At 62.4% G+C, this 4,849-nt stretch carries 2 protein-coding genes; both read right to left on the reverse strand.

The window, feature by feature from the left end:
* On the reverse strand, positions 1–1,826 hold a 1,826-nt coding region (locus I55_RS27495; protein ID WP_044563930.1), incomplete at its 3' end, for a DUF4347 domain-containing protein.
* A gap of 923 nt (positions 1,827–2,749) precedes the next feature.
* The coding region (locus I55_RS27500; RefSeq protein ID WP_044563931.1) for a LamG-like jellyroll fold domain-containing protein at positions 2,750–4,849 on the reverse strand (2,100 nt) is incomplete at its 5' end.

Here is a 4,849-nt window from a genome sequence, read left to right on the forward strand (position 1 = left end):
GCGCTGGTGACGACCGGGGCACCGGGGGCTGTGGTGTCGATAACCAGCGACTGGGTACCCGCCGTTGAGGTGTTGCCGGCGGCGTCGGTCGCGGTGGCGGAGACGGCGTTGGCACCGTTGGCGTTCAGGCTCAGCGACCCGCTGGTCGGGGTCGCCGTGGACAGGTTGATGGACCAGGCCCCGCCGGTGGCGGTGGTGGTGTAGGTGGCGCCGCCGACCGTGACGGTGACGGTGCTGCCGGCCTCGGCGGTGCCGGCGATCGTCGGCGTCGCGCTGTTGGCCAATGCCGCGCTGGTGACGGCCGGTGCGCTGGGAGCTGTGGTGTCGATGACCAGCGACTGGGTGCCCGCCGTGGACGTGTTGCTCGCGGCGTCGGTCGCGGTGACCGAGACCGCGTTGGCGCCGTTGGCGTTCAGGCTCAGCGATCCGCTGGTTGGGGTCGCCGTGGACAGATTGATGGACCAGGTCCCGCCGGTGGCGGTGGTGGTGTAGGTGGCGCCGCCGACCGTCAAGGTGACGGTGCTGCCGGCCTCGGCGGTGCCCGTGATCGTCGGTGTCGCGCTGTTGGTCAGCGCCGCGCTGGTGACAACCGGCGCCGCCGGGGGTGTCGTGTCGACCGTGTTGTTGGTGACAGACTGGGCGGAGAAGCTCGCGGCGTCGTCCCCACCGGTGCTCTGGATAGCGTTGACGTCGTCGCCGGAGGTTGGATCGGTGTAGGAGACGGTGACCGCCTGCCCGGCCTGGGCCGCCTGGGCCAGCGTCAGCGTGACGGTCTTGTTGGCGCTGTTCACGGCGACGTTCGTGACGGAAACCGAACTTCCACCGACCGAAACCGTGAAGGCGCCCGTCGCCGGAATGTTGGTGGCGTCAAGCGCGCTGTCGTAGGTCAGCACCAGCGCCGTGCCGTTCACCGCCGCACTTTGCAGGGTAGGCGCCGGGCGGGTGATCGCCACGATAAGGGAGTGCGAGAAGCTCGCGACGTCCACACCGCCGGTGGCGCCTTGCAAAACACCGGTGGTGTCGTCGCCAGGCGGATCGGAGTAGGTGAAATCGATGATATCACCGGGCAGAAGCGACGCTTGAATCGTAAGTGTCACGGAGTTGCCGGAAATGGTCGCCCCTGTGACCGTGACCCCTGTGCCGTTGACATCAACGGACGACCCGAAACGGGCCAACGCGGGTATGCTGCTGGCATCAAGCGGCGAGTCGAAGGTGATGGTGAAGGTCGATTCACCGATGTAACCGACCGCGGAGGTGTAGGCGGGGGCGACCGCCATCACGCCGCGATAGGCGTCGATTCGCAAGGACACGGTGTGGACGGTGCCGCGCGTCCAACCGAGATCCCAATCGCCGCCCAGGTCTGCCGCGCCCGTCAACGTCCGTGACGCGGCGATGTCCGCACCGGTGATGTCGGCGAGGGCGTCGAGGAATTCGTGTCCGTGGCCAGCCGCCACGTCGCAGCCATAGAGAAGGATGTCGCCATCCGGGGCAAGGCTGGCGCCGATGGCCGCCAACTCCTTCGCCCGCGACGGAAGCGTTCCGGCGTCGAGCCGGGCGGCGCCAAGCTGCAATCCGCCTTCGAAGCCATGGCACAGCACATGAATGGCCTGGACGCCGCGACGCCCGTGGAGCGCCTGCGCCATCACGGCGACGCCGTCGAGACCTTCACCGATCAGGACCGTGTCGATGCCCGAGGGCAGATCCGCTCGAAGAGTTTGCCAATCGGCGAGGGCCGTGTCGATGACGGCAATTCCGGTTTCCGAGCGGGCGGCACGATCAAGGGCAACAGAATGGCTCGTGAAGAAGAATCCGGGCGCGGCAGTCATGACAGAAAACTCCCTAGCTTTTACTATGTATTGCGGAGGATTTTTTCGCAAAAAATCTTCTATTAAATGACTTTACAATAAAAGTCGTCGAATTCGCACTTGCGGTAAGCTCTTTGATTTGGATAATTTCTCTATATTCTCGAGCTGCTTCATAGGGATCAGCACCTGGTCAAGGCTTTATCAAGCCGCCCCACATTAGACAAGGTTGCAAAGTATGCAAGAAAATATCTATTCGGCAGCGGATTTTTATCCGCCAGAATGCATTTATCAATGTCACTTTTTGTAACAAATCACTTTTCGTAACATTTGGTATCATCTCTTGGGGTAATCGGGTTAACTCTTCAAATCAATTGCGCCAGGGTCTGGCTGGATCAGCGGCGCCTGTTCCGATCAAGTGAACTGATGGTGTGCATGCCACATTTCCCCGGCATCTGGGGGATGCCGGCTATGATGTCTGAATGACATAGGTATGGATGTGAAGCGGCGCCGAAGGGGAGCCCGGAGCTTGCTCGCACTCAGCAGCCTGACAAATCAGCAGAAATTGTATAGGGGACGGGATCGCCGACCGGTGTCGGTCAGGGCCCGGCTCATTTAACACTTTCTCGAGCTGTTTCAGTACGTTGCCTCGCTTTTTCCAAGAGGCCCACTTCGATGCCGGTTCACAGTCGCCCGTCATCGGTCGCACCCGGCCCGGCTTCCATGAAGCGCATGCCGCCGCACTCCAGCGGGATGCTACCGCGCAATTGGGCTATGTGGTGTACGAGCGAGCCTTCCGAAGGGCTGACACGATGGCCACGCTTCGTACACCACGCAGTGGGACACAATCTTAGTCCAGACTTTTACAGTTGAAGCGCTGGAATAATTCTAAACTCTTGTCCCATCGTGCTATCGGCTCAGGTGCTGCCATCTAAGCCGATGGCACTCTACGCCTGTGCCGCTGTCACGTAACAACCGTTATTGACTTTCACAGCTGCCTCCGTCATTTGCGCGACCCAGATGGTGAGTTTTGCAAGCTCGACCGCCTCGGCGACGCCCGTGGCGACCGCGATGCAGTCGATCAGCACCCAGGACACAAACCACCAGCCGGCCTTTTCGACGCAGTACCAGATGACCGTCGACAACAGGCCCGTCTCATAAAGGATGGTGATGAAGTCGAAGGCGGTGACCGCGGTCACGCCGCCCAGGACCATCGCCTCGAGCGCGATCAACGCCCGGGCATTCGCGATCACCAGATTGTAGATACGGGTCGCGACGTTATTGATGCCTGTCGCGGTCAGTATCGGCGGCACGACGCCGATCGCCTCTAGGAAGCCGTAGGTCGCCAGATAGACCATTCCGATCCAGGCCAGGGTGCATTGGGTAACCGAGCCGGCTTCCGCCTCGAAGATCACGGCGTCGCCGTTCAGGCCGTGATAGGTCAACCGTGTCATGCCGTTCTCGACGCTGGTCGAGAATACCGTCGCCAGGGTCGGGTTGGCCGCCCACATCCGTTCCGCCGCATCGAAGCCGGAGTCGAACCGACGGCGCAGGTCGGCCTGATATGACGCGTCCGACAGCGGTGGCACGGTCTCAGCAATCTGCCACACGCTTTCCATCAGTTGCTGCCGCACGAGTGCCGCCTGGCTTGATGGGGGGCGTGTTCCGTAGCGTTCGACAATCGCCTGCCACTGGCTGTCGCGATAGGCGGCATGGCCCAGGGACGGGTGGGTCGCTGTGGTCGCCGCGGTCGCGGCGCGCGCGGTTGTACTCGCCGTGGTGGTGGGTGCCGGGTCGGGCGTTTCGTCGGTCTGGTTCAGGTAGCTGGCGTTGACCGAGCTGATCGCGCCGACCGTGGCGGCGGTCGAGCTTGGGGCGAGATTGACGGTCGCCACGGCCACGGTAGCGCCCGCCATCAGCGTGATCGTGTTGAGATCGGTATTGTCGACGGGCGGAGAAAAGGAAAAATCAAACGAACCGACGAGGGTAGGATCGGTCAGGGGTTGGTTGTAGAGCCATTGGCGAATGTCGTCCTGCTCCAGAGCGGCTGTCCAGAAGCGCGTGTTCTGGATCATGCCGGTGAAGAAGCCGGTCCCCGTGCCGCTGACGCCGATCAGAGTATCGCCGCTGACGGCGGGCGCGGCGTCGCTGACCAGCAGCGATGCCTGAAGGTTGCCATTCACATAAAGATAAATCACGGCATCATCCGCGTTATAGACGGCCGTGTAATGGTACCAGGTGGACAGGGGCAGGCTGGCCGATGTCACGCTGGTCGTGGCCCGCGTGAACTGGACGGTGCCCGTGCCAGTCGCCCCCGCCACGAAGGCCACCTCGTACTGGGTCGCTCCCGCGCCCGCCAGACTGGTCAACGTGCCGTAACCCGTGGGATAGAACCAGCCGTCGATGGTGAAAGACGTCGTTCCCGAGAAATCAAGGCCCGGTGCCGATCCCACATCGGCATAGGACGTGCCGGCCAGGGCCAGCCCGGGCACGGCCACTTGGAACTGCGCGCCGGCCAGATACTGAACTTGCGTGTTCATGCCGGAATAATCGACGACGGGCAGGTTGGTGAAGTCGAGGTAGGTTTCGAGATTGGGCTCAGCGACTGGATCGGATACAGGGCTGATGCCGCTGTCGGCCAAAACCTCGGTCGAATCCCTAACATCGGACCAGATCGTCAGGCGGCCTATATTCCCCTGAAAGTAGGTCAGCGTGCCTTTTGGGTTCACCAGGGGCTGCGGAGCTCCAACATAGGCCGTGTAGGTTCCCGGATCGGCCACCGTGGGCAGGCCGATCGGAAACTGCGAAGCGGTCAATCCCTTGACATAAAGCGTGAGCACACCGCTCGCGCCATCATAGGTCAAGGCGAGAAAGAGCCATGTCCCGATCTCGGCCGTGACGCTCGCGTTGGGATAGATCGTCGTCGTCTGGGACGGGAACGCGACCATGGCGCCGGGCAAGCCGTTTTCAAGGGTCAGGGCGAAACCCAAGTCGGCGGCACAGACCGAGGCGATGGTCTGCTTGCCCGACAGGCTGGTCGGATGATC

This window comes from Azospirillum sp. B4, assembly GCF_000333275.1.
In the GTDB taxonomy this organism is placed as follows: domain Bacteria; phylum Pseudomonadota; class Alphaproteobacteria; order Azospirillales; family Azospirillaceae; genus Nitrospirillum.